The sequence below is a fragment of the Chryseobacterium lacus genome (assembly GCF_003336205.1).
Taxonomy (GTDB): Bacteria; Bacteroidota; Bacteroidia; order Flavobacteriales; family Weeksellaceae; genus Chryseobacterium_A; species Chryseobacterium_A lacus.
On the sequence record NZ_QPIE01000006.1, the window covers coordinates 182,106 to 195,703 of the forward strand.

A 13,598-nucleotide genomic window follows, 5' to 3' on the forward strand; every position below is an offset into this window, starting at 1 on the left:
ACCAATGTCATTACAATTTTATTATTTTTGATTAAAATTTTAATAAATGAGTATTGGTCATAAAGTGAGGAGACATCGTGAGATAAAAGGATGGTCACAAGAAGATCTCGCAATAAGATTAGATGTAACGCAAGGAACTATTTCTAATATTGAATCTGATAAAAGCATTCCTAATTCTTTGCTTTTGAACAAGATCGCTAAAGAACTGGAAGTAGATATTAATGATTTACTTAATGATAGTCAAAACATTATTTTTTCCAATAATGAATTTAAGGATTCTAGTTTTGGTATTCAACAATATTGTCACATAACAAATATGCAATCTCCCGAGTTAATTGAAAATATCCTAAAAAACCAACAAAACATTACCCAGCTTATTGAATCTCAGAATAGGCTGATTGAGAAACTCATCAACAAATAAATCCAAAAAAACATCATAAAAGAAAGACCGTTTCAATTACGATGAAACGGTCTTTTTACTGTCAAATTTTGATGAAAATTAAATGTGAATCACTTCGCCATAAGCTGCGGCTACGGCTTCCATGATGGCTTCCGAAACTGTAGGATGCGGGTGAATTGATTTGATGATTTCATGTCCTGTTGTTTCCAGTTTTCTGGCGACGACAGCTTCGGCGATCAGATCTGTAACACCTTCGCCAATCATGTGACAACCAAGCCATTCGCCATATTTGGCGTCAAAAATCACTTTAATAAATCCGTCCGTATTTCCGTTAGCGGTAGCTTTTCCGGATGCAGAAAGCGGGAACTTTCCAACTTTTATTTCAAAACCCTGATCTTTTGCCTGCTTCTCGGTAAGCCCTACTGAAGCAACTTCCGGGTGACAGTAGGTACATCCTGGAATATTTCCGTAATCAATTTTTTCGATGTGAATTCCTTTAATTTTTTCCACACAGGTAATTCCTTCTGCAGAAGCAACGTGTGCCAACGCCTGAGTAGGAATGATATCTCCGATGGCATAATAACCCGGCACTGAAGTTTCATACCAATCATTTACCAAAACTTTTCCCTTATCAGTCTGAATCCCCACATCTTCCAAGCCGATATTTTCAATATTTGCAGAAATTCCCACTGCTGAAAGTAAAATATCTGCTTCTAAAGTGATCTCGCCGCCTGAAGTTTTTACGGTAGCTTTCACGCCGTTTCCGGAGGTATCCACACTTTCCACAGACGCATTGGTCATGATCTCAATTCCTGATTTTTTCAAAGATTTTTCAAGATGTTTTGAGATTTCCTCATCTTCTACAGGCACGATATTCGGCATAAATTCTACCACCGTTACCTTAGTTCCCATCGTATTATAAAAATCAGCAAATTCAATTCCTATCGCACCGGATCCTACTACAATCATGGATTTTGGCTGTTCCGGAAGTGCTAAAGCCTGGCGATAACCGATCACCTTTTTTCCATCCTGTGGAAGGTTGGGCAATTCTCTGGAACGGGCTCCGGTTGCAATGATAATATGTTGAGCTGCATATTCGGAAGTTTTTCCTTCTGCATCTTTAACTTCAATCTTTTTTCCGGGCTTCACTTTGGCACTTCCCATAATGACATCAATCTTGTTTTTCTTCATCAGAAACTGGATTCCGCCACTCATTTTTGACGCTACACCTCGGCTTCTCTGGATGACTTTAGAAAAATCAAATCCGGGATTTTCCACTTTGTTCAGTCCGTAATCTTCTGCATGATTCAGATAATGAAATACATGAGCAGATTTCAGCAAGGCTTTCGTAGGGATGCAACCCCAGTTCAAACAGATTCCTCCTAAATTTTCTTTTTCAACAATGGCAGTTTTGAATCCTAACTGTGAAGCTCTGATTGCAGTAACATATCCTCCGGGACCACTCCCGACAACAATAATATCGTAGTTCATTTTCCTAAAATTTAAACAAAATTACAAAAATAAATCTTAGTGAAAATTAACAAATCATCAAATGTAAAAACCAGACTCTATTAGCAATATGTTAATACAACGTGAACAACATAGTTGATTTTTTTATATTCAAAAAAAATATATAGATTTGCAATACAATTTCGTATTAATTATTAAGAATAATTCTTTTAGAAAGATAAATTTAATTATTAATGAGATTCCTGATTTCATAATGTAAATTCATTCATTTGGAATCATAAATAACACAAATGTAAAAACAGATCTGTAATGCATACCCTGCAATTCGGATAAAAAAGTTAAGTTATCATGAAATACACTTTGTTGAAACGAAGAAAAAGTGTGAACGTAAAAAGCAATTCGGAGTTTGTCACCTGGATGAGGAAAAATGACATTGAACCCTGGCATACGAATGAAGAGTTTATGAAAGGCTACGCTCACAGAAAAATGACGTTCGAGAATATTGACATTCCGTACGAAAACCCTTCCCTATTTGTAGAGGCACTCGTAAAAAATAATCTCCTGAAAATAGAGAAAAGGATGCAAAACTTCTGGAGTTTCCTGAAGAAATGAGATTCATAAAAAAACTGCCGAAAGTCAGCAGTTTTAGTAATTCTATAGAGCGGGAAATTTCTTCGGATTAATTTCGGTGAACAGTCCGTAAATTTTTTCCACCATATCATCCACAGACGGTTTACTGAAATAATCGCCATCGCTTGCATAAGGCGGCCGGTGATTTTCTGCCGTAAGCGTAAGCGGATCGCTATCCAGATATCGGAATCCTTTTTGCTTTTCCAGAATCTGCTGCAGGATAAATGCCGAGGTTCCGCCTTCCACATCTTCATCAATGACCACAAGACGATTGGTCTTCTTCACACTTTCTGAAATTTCATGAGTTAAATCAAAAGGAATAAGTGACTGAACATCAATAACCTCTGCAGAAATTCCGAGTTTTTCTAATTCCGAAGCTGCTTCCATCACCAATCTCCAGGTGGAACCATACGTTAGCAAAGTAACATCCTTTCCTTCTTTCGTAGTTTCAATTTTCCCTACAGGAACGGTAAATTCTCCCAAATTATCCGGTTGTTTTTCCTTCAAACGATATCCGTTCAGGCATTCTACAATGAGTGCTGGTTCGTCGCTCTGCAACATCGTATTGTAAAAACCGGCAGCTTTTGTAAGATTTCTTGGAACCAGAATATTAATTCCTTTTGAGAGATTTATAATTCCTGCCATCGGCGACCCTGAATGCCAAATTCCTTCCAGACGATGTCCTCGGGTTCGGATAATGAGCGGCGCTTTTTGTCCGCCACGGGTGCGATATTGTACGGTAGCAAGATCATCACTCATACCCTGTAAACAATAAAGAATATAATCCAAATACTGAATTTCAGCAATAGGCCTTAATCCTCGCATTGCCATTCCGATTCCTTGCCCAAGAATGGTGGCTTCACGAATTCCGGTATCTGCAATCCGCATTTCTCCGTATTTTTCCTGCATTCCTTCCAAGCCTTGGTTCACATCGCCAATATTTCCTGTATCCTCACCAAAGATCAGGGTTTCAGGATATTTTTCAAAAATTTTATCAAAATTATTACGCACTACCACTCTGCCGTCCACTTCTTCAGAACTTTCACTAAAGACTGGTTTTACTTCTTTTACATGGGTAGCTTTCCACTGGGATTGCGAATATAAATGAGAGGAATAATTGTCTTTTTCAACAGCGAAGAGTTCATCATACTTCTTTTGAAGCTGAGTTCTTTCAGCAGAAACTGAACCACGGGTTAACAGTAAAGCCTTTCTGGCAAGATGGAAAATATCTCTTTTCGCAACAGAAATCAATGCTTTAAACTTGATTACTTCAGCAGAAATTTCATTGTTTTCATAGGTAAGTTTTTCTACCAAAGGCAATATTTGATCTTTTAGTGCAACAATTGGTCTTTGATAATCTTCCCAGGCTTTTTTCTGACCCTCTTTTACTGTCTTCTTTGCTTCAGCATCTATCGCATTTAATTCCTCTAAAGTGGCCAAAATTTCTTCCTGACCTTCTATTTCTACAGAATAGCTCAGAATCCATTCACGGAATTTAAGCAAACCATCGTATTCACTTTCCCAGGTGAGCCTTTCTTCATTTTTATACCGTTCGTGTGATCCGGAAGTGGAATGTCCTTGAGGCTGCGTCACTTCCACAACATGAACTACTACCGGAATACTTTCTGTTCTCGCAAAATGTTCCGCTTTTGCATAGGCATCTAATAAGGCAGGATAATCCCAGGCTTTTACCTGGATAATTTCGCAACCTTGATTTTCTCCTTCTTTTCTCTGAAAACCGGAGAGCATTTCTGAAATATCAGCTTTAGCGCGCTGATTATGAGTAGGAACAGAAATTCCATAGCCATCGTCCCAAATGGAGACAATCATGGGAACCTGTAATGCGCACGCTGCGTTCAGGGTTTCCCAAAAGTGGCCTTCAGCAGTAGAGGCATCGCCAATAGTTCCAAAAGCAACTTCGTTTCCGTTGTTGGAAAATTTTTCGGAACCATCAAATTTTATCTGTTTGAAAACTTTAGAAGCCTGAGCCAGGCCAAGCAACCTTGGCATTTGTCCACCGGTTGGGGAAATATCAGAAGAAATATTTTTAAGTTTTGTTAAATCTTTCCAACTCCCGTCTTCATTCAATGTTCTGGAAGCAAAATGCCCGTTCATTTGTCTTCCTGCTGAAGCTGGTTCACGGGTTATATCTGTATCTGCATACAGTTGTGCATAAAAACTTTCTATGGTTAAAACGTTTACTGCCAATGCAAAAGTCTGGTCTCGGTAATATCCTGAACGCCAATCACCATCCCGGAATACTTTGGCCATCGCCAATTGCGGAAGTTCCTTTCCGTCTCCGAAAATTCCGAATTTAGCTTTTCCGGTCAACACTTCCCTTCTTCCTAGCAGGGACATCTCTCGGGAAATGCGTCCCAATCGATAATCCTGAAGCACGGATTTTTTAAAATCTTCGAAGGAAATCTGCTGTGTATCTATATAGGTAGTCTGCATTTTGAATGATTATATTCAGCAAAGATATGAAAATTGTACTTTTGGTATAAAAAAGAATCTTCCGGTGTTTCACAACAGCGGAAGAAAAAAAACACAAATGATGAAAAAAAATTTATTTAATAATATTAATTTATTTTCTTGGTGGAGGAAGTGGATCGCCTGGTAAAATACTTAAATCTCTACCTTGTGCAGAATCCCGAGCCATTGCTGAGTTTTCCATTACTTCCAGATTTGCAGTATCCTCAGGGCTAATCATATCGTCATGCGTTCTACAAGATACAGTTCCTAATAAGGTAAGTACACATGCTGTTATAATAAGTTTTTTCATAATAATTATTTTTAGTTGGTTTAAATTCTGTTGTTATTACTGAGGCAAATGTAGGAGCATTTGGCTATACCAATCAAATATTCGCACCGGTGGTTTATAAAAAATAACAGGGAAATTAGCAATTTGGGGGAAGGTTTTTTAGAAAAAATAGGCGTAAATTCGCAAAAGCTGTGTTCAGAAACCGGTAAAAAATAAAAATAAAGAACTTAAATAAATGATTTTCAGGAAATTAATCTTATCCCTGCTGTTAGCACTCCCCTGTTATCTTTTATACGGTCAAAATAATTATTCTAAAGAATTGACCTACGAACAAATTGAAAAAAAAATAGATCAATCCCATGACAATGATGCTGAGATCTGGAAAATGATCCGGATTTACATTGCAAAAGCCAAGGCGGAAAAAAATCCAGAAGCACTTTTATTCGCTTATAGATATGCTACTGCTTTTTCAAAATCTCCTGAAAACTTAAAATATGCTGACAGCGCGCTTGTTATTGGAAAGAGTTCCAATGATAAAAGGCTTCTCGCCAATGCTTATCTTAACCGAGGTATTGTTTTTATGACTAATGTCAAGTATGAAAAAGCTTTGGCGGATATTCTCATTTCTCACAATTATGCGGAAGAGATTGAAAGTGATTATATTATCTATAAAAGTAAATATCTGATCTCCCAGAATAAAGTTTACCTCGGCTTATATGAAGATGCCAACGCTGAATTGAGAGAATGTATTGATTTTTTTAAAAAAAACCTGAACAACTCTACTTTAGGAAAAGATTACCAAACTTATTACATGTATTCGATGATGAGCCTCATTGATACCAATTCAAGACTGGGCCGTCATCAAGAAAACAAACCTTTACTAAACGAAGCTTTTGCTTATGTGCAACAAAACAATCTGGAGCAATTTTTTCCTTATTTTATTTCGTTGCAAGGCACTGATGCTTTTTACAGAAAGGACTATAACACCGCAATAAAAAAATTAACACATGCATTAAGGTTGTACAAAGACCAATGGGATCATATCACAGAAATATTTTATCTGGGGAAATCCTATTGGAATTTGGGAAAACCGCATATTGCTGTGAAATATTTTGAGACCATAGACAAGGAATACAATAAATCAAATAATCTCGAACCTCAATTTCGGGAAGCATATGAACTTCTGATTAAGTATAATGATTCGGTAAAAAACAGGGATTTGCAATTGGAGTATATTAATAAACTGATGCAACTCGATAAATCTTATGAAAAAAATTATAAATATCTCTCTTCCACACTTCATAAACAGTACGATACGAAGAAACTGATAGAAGAAAAAGAAAAAATTGAAAGTTCCCTGAAAACCCGGGATACCATTATTTATATCCTGTTTGCAGGAATATTGGTCATCGTTGGACTTTCTTTATATCGGATTTATCATATTCAGATTACGTATAGAAAAAGGTTTAATGAATTGATCTCTGAAAAAAACCTCGAACCAAGCCCTTCAAGTTCAATGATTTTGCCTGAAGCTCCTTCTTCGGTAAGTGAAGATACCACTGAATATACAACGGCAACTCCTCAAAAAGAAAAAAACAGCGACCCTCATTTGATCAGTGAACAACAGCTCGAAAACTTTTCTCCACTTAGTTATTACAGCAAAATTCCGGGTATCAATCCGCAGGTTGTGGAAAATGTACTGACCCAACTGGAAGAATTCGAAGCAGACTTCGGTTTTCTGGACAATCAGGTCTCCCAGAAACAACTTAGTGAAATGTTCGGGACTAATTCCACGTATCTTTCGAGGATTATTAATGCGTATAAAGGAAAAAAATTCAGTACTTACATTAATGACCTGAGATTGGATTATATCCTACACCTTCTGAAAACAGACTGGACTTACCTGAAAAAAGATGTGAAGGAACTTTCCCAGATCACAGGATTCAACAGTGCAGAAAATTTCTCGGATAACTTCCAGCGAAAATTTAAGATCAAGCCTTCATATTTCATCAAGTTGATGAAGGAGAAAATTGAAAGCAGCGAGACAGCGTAAGATTAGAATTTCCGTTCAATAACGTAATCGAGCATCAACATCAATGATTTTTTAGCTTCAGATTCCGGGAAATCGTTCAGAAGATTTTTAGCTTTGTCCTGAAAATCTTTCATCACAGTGATAGCATAATCTAAACCTCCGGATTCTTTCACATACCCGATCAGTTCTTTCACTTTTTTGGAATTGTGGTTGTGCCTTTTAATGATATTGAAATAATACTTTCGGTCGGATTCATTAGCGATGGATAAAGCATGAATGAGCGGAAGCGTCATTTTTTTTTCTTTGATGTCAATTCCTACAGGTTTTCCGATGACATTGGAACTCAGATAATCAAACAAATCATCTTTTATCTGAAAAGCCATTCCCGTGAAAGTTCCGAAATCCTGCATTTTTTTGGCTAAAATTTCATCTGCATTATTGGAAAGTACGCCTACTTCGCAGCACGCCGCAATTAAAGTTGCTGTTTTCTGACGGATAATTTCGTAATACACCTCTTCGGTAATATCCAGCTTCCGGGCTTTTTCCAGCTGAAGCAATTCTCCTTCAGACATTTCCCGGATTGTACGGGAAATAACTGCCAACAAATCAAAATCTTTATTATCAGTAGAAAGCAAAACGGATTTGGAAAGTAAATAATCTCCTACCAAAACCGCAATTTTATTTTTCCATAAAGCATTGATGGAGAAGAAATTCCGTCGTTTAAAACTTTCATCCACAACATCATCATGCACCAGAGTTGCGGTATGAATCAGCTCGATCATGGAAGCACCACGAAATGTTTTTTCATTTACATTTCCCACCAGTTTCGCACAGAGAAATACAAACATCGGGCGCATTTGTTTTCCTTTCGTGGTTACAATAAAACGGGTTACCCTATCCAAAAGCGGAACATTACTCTGCATTGACTGGTAAAACTTTTCTTCAAAAAGTTTCATTTCGTCGGCAATGGGTTTCTTGATTTCTTCTACAATGTTCGCCACAAATTGTTGTATTTGTCGATGATTAGTTGTTCGCTGCCAGCAAATATAATTCAATTATTTATTTTATTCCCGACGCTTTTAGAAATTTTCTATATTTGATTCATTAAAAACTATTATTATGAAAACTGCAATGTTAGCTATGATCCTGTGTTATGCTTCTTATTTTATGATGGCACAAACAGGAGGTGGGGAATTTCAATTCAAATCTACAGAATGTTTATCGAATGATGAAAGAGTTTCTGTACAAAAAATGTTGAAAACGAACAAGCAAACACTACAACTTGAAGGAAAACTTACAGCTAAAAGTTCGTTGCCAAGTTCATTATTTATTTGGCCTATTAAAAAAAGCGCTACTGCACCTTATAATGAAGTTTGGAGTATTTCAAATTATGTAGATCATAATCCCAATTATCCTAATCAGCTTTTGGATTACAATTGCGGAAACCGGACTTACGACACCAACTCGGGATATAATCATGCAGGAATTGATATTTTCACGTGGCCTTTCGGATGGTATCAAATGGATCATAACCAAGCTGAGGTTATAGCTGCTGCTCCGGGAATTATTATAGGAAAAAGTAACGGAAATTATGATAGAAATTGCAATTTCAACACTAGCAACTGGAATGCGGTGTATGTTCAACATGACGATGGCAGTGTGGCATGGTACGGCCATTTAAAAACAATTCTTTAACGACAAAAAACATTGGTCAAACTGTAGCTGCAGGAGAATATCTCGGAATTGTGGGAAGTTCCGGAAATTCTACTGGTCCGCATTTACATTTTGAAGTATATAACAGCAGTAACCAATTGGTGGATCCTTATCATGGATCTTGCAATAGTTCCAGCTCAGGAGCGCAATCTTGGTGGCAAGTTCAAAAAAACTACAACAATCCGAAAATCAATGCTCTTTCAACTCATAGCCAAGAGGTGAGTTTCAATAACGGATGTGGCGTACAGGAAAGTACGTATTTTAAAAATTCATTTAATTCCGGCGAAACCGTTTTTATCTATGCTTATCTATCAGATATTGCCATTGGAACTCCGGTTAATATTCAGCTGATCCGCCCGGATCAAACAATTGCCTACACAACAAGTTTCAATATGAATGCTTTTTATTCCGCATCCTATTGGTTTTGGAGTTTGCCTGCTTCCACTTTCAATCAGGATGGAAATTGGAAAGCTAAAGTTACGGTAGGTTCTATGACGGAAACGCATCATTTCACTTATGGAACTTTGTCCGTTTCAGATTATCATTTAAATAATTTTATCATTAAAGTGCTGAATCCAGTGAAAAATCACCAGATTCAATTGGAATATAACGGTAAACTAAACCAAAAATTTACAGTAGAGATTTATTCGATTGCCGGAAGATTGGTAAACAAAAGAGAGATAATTCTTCAAAAAGGCAACAACATCTTGCCATTTAATGCAACTAAAGGAAGTTATCTCATGAAAATTTCTTCTGAAAATTTTGAAGAAACTTTTAAAATTCTGAATTAATATTCAGAATTTAAATTTTGATAAAAACCCGTTTTTATTTACTCGTTTTTTATTTAGGGTTTAGGAATAATATAAAAGTGCTGCTTTTGCCTTCCTATCGGAGTTTGCAAGGACTCCCCTGAAATATAAATATTATTTTCATCCACTTCAATTCCTTCAATCTGACCTAAGGAAAGCGCATGGCCAAGATAATATTTTTGCGGCTTTTGACTAAAAAAAAATCCGGCATCATCTTCCTGAAATACAGTAAGATACACTTCCATTTTCTTTGTGTATCCAATAATATAAAGGTGATCTTTAAAATAAGAGGCGTCAGTTGCCAGATACCCCAGGTTATAAGTTTCCAGTTTCTCAGCATTTTGAATTTCTTCCTGCTTTTCGGGATTTAAACGATAATGTGTTGTTTGATACGATTGCCATTCCTTTGTAAAAAGGTGTAAAAATCCATTTTTATAGATCAAACTTTCGGCATCCCAATTGTTTTGATGTGGCTTTTTCAAAAATTCCTTTTGTTGAGGATATTGAAACGGAATCTCGCGGATATCCTGAACATTGTCTTTCCGAATGCGATAAATTTTCAGGTCCCGTCTGTTCCCGTTATTATTCCCGAAATCTCCGATATAAAAATAATTTTCGTCTGTAGTGATTGCTTCCCAATCCTTATTCTGAAGTCCCGTGTTTATTTTCCCGATAATTTCGCCGTTTTCAGGATTTAATTTAAAAATTTCTGAAGAATTTCCGCTGTCGTTGATGGTACATAATTTTCCATTTGATAAACTTAAACCAGAATTTTCCTTTAAGCTGTCCGAAAGTACAGCTACCCGATACTTTCTGATTTTCATCCAATCAATTCGTTGTGCCTGAATATGAAAAGACAGAAAGAAAAGAAACAACAATATAATTTTTGCTCTCACGATTTTCTTTTTAAAAGTAAAAGTCGGATTTTCATAAAATCATAGAGTAATCCCAATAATAAAAGTACACTTCCGAGGAGAAGCGATTTCATACCGAAAGAACCATACAAAAGTCCACCGACAATTCCACCGGCAAAAAACATCCAGATAATGGTAAGCCGAAGCCGGATGGATTTGAGAAGCCTGGATTTATGACGCCGGTTTTTGTAGAAAAAAAGCTGTGAGAATTCAATTCCCATATCGGTAAAAAGTCCGGTAAGGTGTGTTGTGCGCACCACTGCATTGGAAATTCGAGTGACTAAAGCGTTTTGCATGCCCATTGAAAAAAGAAGCGAAAAAGCAATAATATCCGGATTTACAGACATTAAATAATCACTGCTGAATGCGATGACGAGCAAGATGACGGCTTCGGCAATCGTTGGAAAAACATAAATAAGATTTTCTCTGACCCTAGAATAGATTTCCACCATAAGATTGGAAAAAAAAGCACCCAGAAAAAAGAAAAACACATACAGTGCGATATGAAAAGCAGTTTGAAATTTTTGCTCAAAAGCGGCGCCTACGAAAAAAGCAAAATGTCCTGTCACATTCGTAGTGAGTTTCTGAACGGATAAAAATCCTACCACATTCACCAATCCGGCAACGAATCCGAGCAGGGAAGCGATACCAAGATTATGTTGTTCGGTTCGGGTTTTTCCCTTATGATAGAACATTACGCCCCATTTTTATTGGCCAATTGACCGCACGCTGCATCAATATCTCCGCCCCTGCTTCTCCGAATCAATACATTGATTCCTGCTTTTTCCAATTCCCGGACATATTTTTCTTCTGCTTTGATACTGCGGTGATCAAATTTTCCTTCTCCGATTGGATTATATTGAATCAGGTTCACCTTTGACGGTACTTTTCTACAATATTTAATAAGTGCTCTTATGTCTTCATCCTTGTCATTAATTCCGCCCCAGACACAATATTCAAAAGTAATTTGTGATCCGGTTTTGGAATACCAATATTGCAGCGATTCCATAATCTCGGTTAAAGGAAATTTTGAAGAAAAAGGCATAATATCGTTTCTGGTTTCCTCTATTGCGGAGTGAAGAGATACCGCAAGTTTCACCTTCAGTTCTTCATCGGCCAGCATTTTAATCATTTTAGGAATTCCGGAGGTAGAAACAGTAATTCTACGTGGTGACATTCCCAAACCTTCAGGTTCTGTGATTTTTCTGATGGCTTCTACGACATTTTTATAATTCATCATCGGCTCGCCCATTCCCATGAATACGATATTTGAAAGCGGACGATTGAAATATAATTTACTTTGTCTGTCAATTAATGCTACCTGATCTACAATTTCCGCAACCTCCAGATTCCGCATTCTTTTGAGTTTTGCCGTAGCACAAAATTCACAGTTCAGAGAACAACCAACCTGAGAAGAAACGCACGCTGTGCTGCGGGTTTCCGTCGGTATCAAAACAGATTCCACCAGCAAACCGTCATGAAGTTTCACTCCATTTTTGATGGTTCCGTCTGAAGATTTCTGCAATTGATCTACAGAAACTGGATTGATGGTAAAATCTTTGGAAAGCTGATCTCTCAGATCTTTTGAGATATTCGTCATTTCATCAATCGAATGCAGATTCTTGCTCCAAAGCCAGTCGTAGATCTGCTTTGCGCGAAAAGGTTTCTCTCCCAAAGTTTCAAAATAAGCTTTGAGTTCGTCCAATGATAAAGTTCTGATATCTTTCATTTTAAAATCAAGAAGAGCAAAGAATAATTTCGTTTCGGAAAATTATTCTTTGCTCAGTTTTTTACAGAATCAGCATTGCATCGCCGAAAGAGTAAAATTTGTATTCGTTTTTAATGGCTTCTTCATAAGCGTGCATCAAAAAATCTTTCCCGGCAAAAGCCGCTACCATCATAAGGAGTGTTGATTTCGGTGTATGGAAATTGGTAATCATTGCGTTGGCAACTCCAAAATCATGAGGCGGGAAAATAAATTTATTAGTCCATCCGTGATAAGGCCCGATTTTTCTGTTTGAAGAAACTGACGTTTCGATCGCCCGCATCGTGGTGGTTCCTACTGCGCAAACTCTGCGACCTTCTTCTACTGCTTTATTGATAATGTCAGCATTTTTCTGATCGATGATGGCTTCTTCAGACTCCATTTTATGTTTGCTTAAATCTTCCACTTCGATAGGATTGAAGGTTCCTAAACCAACGTGCAGCGTAATTTCGGCAAAATCAATTCCTTTAATTTCCATCCTTTTCATCAGATGTTTAGAGAAATGGAGACCTGCAGTGGGCGCTGCTACCGCACCTTCGTGTTTAGCATAGATGGTTTGATAACGTTCAGCATCTTCGGGTTCCACTTCTCTTTTCAAATATTTTGGAAGCGGAGTTTCTCCAAGCTCTTTCAATTTGGCGCGAAATTCTTCATAACTCCCGTCATACAGAAATCTCAACGTTCTTCCCCGCGAAGTTGTATTATCTATTACTTCTGCAACCAGAGATTCATCCGGAGTGAAGAAAAGCTTATTTCCAATTCTTATTTTTCTTGCAGGATCTACTAATACATCCCAAACGCGCGTTTCTTTGTCCAGTTCTCTTAGTAAAAAAACCTCAATTTTTGCGCCGGTTTTTTCCTTATTTCCATAAAGTCTGGCAGGGAAAACTTTGGTATTATTAAAAATAAACAGGTCTTTCTCGTCGAAATAATCTACTACATCTTTAAAAAGTTTATGTTCTATGGTTTGAGTATCGCGGTGTAGCACCATGAGTCTTGCATCGTCCCGATGTTCGGCAGGATGTTCAGCCAGAAGGTGTTCCGGCAAATCGAAATTGAAATGAGATGTTTTCATTGATAAAATTTACGGATTTTATATTAAAA

General features: G+C 37.2%; 13 protein-coding genes. 5 read left to right on the forward strand and 8 right to left on the reverse strand.

What is annotated here, in order from left to right; translation table 11 throughout:
• Positions 1 to 46: 46 nt before the first annotated feature.
• Positions 47 to 421 (forward strand): helix-turn-helix domain-containing protein, encoded by a 375-nt coding sequence (locus DQ356_RS09285; RefSeq protein WP_114304204.1) that lies wholly within the window; start codon positions 47 to 49, stop codon positions 419 to 421.
• 78 nt (positions 422 to 499) lie between these two features.
• Here DQ356_RS09285 and lpdA read toward each other — a convergent pair whose 3' ends face one another.
• The gene (gene lpdA / locus DQ356_RS09290; RefSeq protein WP_114304205.1) at positions 500 to 1,891 is read right to left on the reverse strand and encodes a dihydrolipoyl dehydrogenase; all 1,392 of its coding nucleotides are present in this window, start codon (positions 1,889 to 1,891) and stop codon (positions 500 to 502) included.
• A 327-nt stretch (positions 1,892 to 2,218) separates the two neighbouring features.
• On the opposite strand from lpdA, the gene DQ356_RS09295 reads away from it, so the two are divergent.
• Positions 2,219 to 2,482 carry a hypothetical protein gene (locus DQ356_RS09295; RefSeq protein WP_114304206.1) on the forward strand — a complete coding sequence of 88 codons (264 nt, stop codon included), beginning with the start codon at positions 2,219 to 2,221 and terminating at the stop codon, positions 2,480 to 2,482.
• Positions 2,483 to 2,524: 42 nt separating this feature from the next.
• Here DQ356_RS09295 and DQ356_RS09300 read toward each other — a convergent pair whose 3' ends face one another.
• Positions 2,525 to 4,954 (reverse strand): alpha-ketoacid dehydrogenase subunit alpha/beta, encoded by a 2,430-nt coding sequence (locus tag DQ356_RS09300; protein WP_114304207.1) that lies wholly within the window; start codon positions 4,952 to 4,954, stop codon positions 2,525 to 2,527.
• Between the two features lie 130 nt (positions 4,955 to 5,084).
• Complete coding sequence (locus DQ356_RS11185; RefSeq protein ID WP_126723274.1) at positions 5,085 to 5,282, reverse strand: hypothetical protein; 198 nt, start codon at positions 5,280 to 5,282, stop codon at positions 5,085 to 5,087.
• 298 nt (positions 5,283 to 5,580) lie between these two features.
• Between DQ356_RS11185 and DQ356_RS09305 the strand changes: the two genes are divergently transcribed.
• Positions 5,581 to 7,314, forward strand: a complete 1,734-nt coding sequence (locus tag DQ356_RS09305) for a helix-turn-helix domain-containing protein (RefSeq protein WP_166413093.1) — start codon at positions 5,581 to 5,583, stop codon at positions 7,312 to 7,314.
• Between the two features lie 2 nt (positions 7,315 to 7,316).
• On the opposite strand, the gene DQ356_RS09310 is transcribed toward DQ356_RS09305, so the two are convergent.
• The gene (locus DQ356_RS09310; RefSeq protein ID WP_114304209.1) at positions 7,317 to 8,294 is read right to left on the reverse strand and encodes a polyprenyl synthetase family protein; all 978 of its coding nucleotides are present in this window, start codon (positions 8,292 to 8,294) and stop codon (positions 7,317 to 7,319) included.
• 118 nt (positions 8,295 to 8,412) lie between these two features.
• Between DQ356_RS09310 and DQ356_RS11190 the strand changes: the two genes are divergently transcribed.
• Both DQ356_RS11190 and DQ356_RS09315 read left to right on the forward strand, forming a co-directional pair.
• Positions 8,413 to 8,988 (forward strand): M23 family metallopeptidase, encoded by a 576-nt coding sequence (locus DQ356_RS11190; RefSeq protein WP_126723276.1) that lies wholly within the window; start codon positions 8,413 to 8,415, stop codon positions 8,986 to 8,988.
• Positions 8,958 to 9,797, forward strand: coding sequence for a peptidoglycan DD-metalloendopeptidase family protein (locus DQ356_RS09315; RefSeq protein ID WP_114304210.1), 840 nt, complete (start codon positions 8,958 to 8,960; stop codon positions 9,795 to 9,797). Before DQ356_RS11190 ends, DQ356_RS09315 begins: the two co-directional genes overlap by 31 nt.
• 53 nt (positions 9,798 to 9,850) lie before the next feature.
• Here DQ356_RS09315 and DQ356_RS09320 read toward each other — a convergent pair whose 3' ends face one another.
• From DQ356_RS09320 to queA, 4 genes are all read right to left on the reverse strand, one after another.
• Positions 9,851 to 10,639 carry a hypothetical protein gene (locus tag DQ356_RS09320; RefSeq protein ID WP_228420706.1) on the reverse strand — a complete coding sequence of 263 codons (789 nt, stop codon included), beginning with the start codon at positions 10,637 to 10,639 and terminating at the stop codon, positions 9,851 to 9,853.
• A 68-nt stretch (positions 10,640 to 10,707) separates the two neighbouring features.
• Entirely contained in the window at positions 10,708 to 11,424 is a 717-nt protein-coding gene (locus DQ356_RS09325; RefSeq protein ID WP_114304212.1) for a YoaK family protein, read from the reverse strand.
• Positions 11,424 to 12,458, reverse strand: a complete 1,035-nt coding sequence (rlmN, locus tag DQ356_RS09330) for a 23S rRNA (adenine(2503)-C(2))-methyltransferase RlmN (RefSeq protein ID WP_114304213.1) — start codon at positions 12,456 to 12,458, stop codon at positions 11,424 to 11,426. Before rlmN ends, DQ356_RS09325 begins: the two co-directional genes overlap by 1 nt.
• Positions 12,459 to 12,519: 61 nt before the next feature.
• Positions 12,520 to 13,569 carry a tRNA preQ1(34) S-adenosylmethionine ribosyltransferase-isomerase QueA gene (gene queA, locus DQ356_RS09335; RefSeq protein ID WP_114304214.1) on the reverse strand — a complete coding sequence of 350 codons (1,050 nt, stop codon included), beginning with the start codon at positions 13,567 to 13,569 and terminating at the stop codon, positions 12,520 to 12,522.
• Between the last annotated feature and the right edge of the window lie 29 nt (positions 13,570 to 13,598).

Coding starts and splice junctions, on each gene's coding strand:
- DQ356_RS09315 (WP_114304210.1), top strand. CDS start 8,958: ATGGTACGGCCATTTAAAAACAATTCTTTAACGACAAAAAACATTGGT.
- DQ356_RS09295 (WP_114304206.1), top strand. CDS start 2,219: ATGAAATACACTTTGTTGAAACGAAGAAAAAGTGTGAACGTAAAAAGC.
- DQ356_RS09320 (WP_228420706.1), bottom strand. CDS start 10,639: ATGAAAATCAGAAAGTATCGGGTAGCTGTACTTTCGGACAGCTTAAAG.
- DQ356_RS11185 (WP_126723274.1), bottom strand. CDS start 5,282: ATGAAAAAACTTATTATAACAGCATGTGTACTTACCTTATTAGGAACT.
- lpdA (WP_114304205.1), bottom strand. CDS start 1,891: ATGAACTACGATATTATTGTTGTCGGGAGTGGTCCCGGAGGATATGTT.
- rlmN (WP_114304213.1), bottom strand. CDS start 12,458: ATGAAAGATATCAGAACTTTATCATTGGACGAACTCAAAGCTTATTTT.
- DQ356_RS09285 (WP_114304204.1), top strand. CDS start 47: ATGAGTATTGGTCATAAAGTGAGGAGACATCGTGAGATAAAAGGATGG.
- DQ356_RS11190 (WP_126723276.1), top strand. CDS start 8,413: ATGAAAACTGCAATGTTAGCTATGATCCTGTGTTATGCTTCTTATTTT.
- DQ356_RS09300 (WP_114304207.1), bottom strand. CDS start 4,954: ATGCAGACTACCTATATAGATACACAGCAGATTTCCTTCGAAGATTTT.
- queA (WP_114304214.1), bottom strand. CDS start 13,569: ATGAAAACATCTCATTTCAATTTCGATTTGCCGGAACACCTTCTGGCT.
- DQ356_RS09325 (WP_114304212.1), bottom strand. CDS start 11,424: ATGTTCTATCATAAGGGAAAAACCCGAACCGAACAACATAATCTTGGT.